Origin of the sequence: Ligilactobacillus equi DSM 15833 = JCM 10991 (genome assembly GCF_001435735.1) — a bacterium.
GTDB classification, from domain to species: Bacteria; Bacillota; Bacilli; order Lactobacillales; family Lactobacillaceae; genus Ligilactobacillus; species Ligilactobacillus equi.
Map to the genome: position 1 here is coordinate 1 of NZ_AZFH01000190.1, position 256 is coordinate 256.

At 36.7% G+C, this 256-nt stretch carries 1 protein-coding gene; it reads right to left on the bottom strand.

The window, feature by feature from the left end; genetic code table 11:
* Positions 1–256 (bottom strand): SspB-related isopeptide-forming adhesin (locus FC36_RS10105; protein ID WP_156409583.1); only part of this gene is annotated, 256 nt, incomplete at both ends.

Consider the following 256-nt stretch of genomic DNA (forward strand, 5'->3'; position numbering starts at 1 on the left):
TTAACTTTAAGATCAACATCTAATTTAGTTTGGTCGTAGTCATCATCGAATGTCCAAGCTTTAGCTAATTCATCCTTAGTAAACTTGTGGTTTGCTAATTCAGATAAGTCCCATGTACCAGTGTAAGTTACTTCTTGGTTATGACTTACTGTGGTGTTGTCAATATCTGTACCATCAGAGTTAACAACTACTTTAACAGGCTTAGGATCATTTTCAACATGGTTAGTAACCGTGTTGGTCTTGTAGCCTTGGTCGT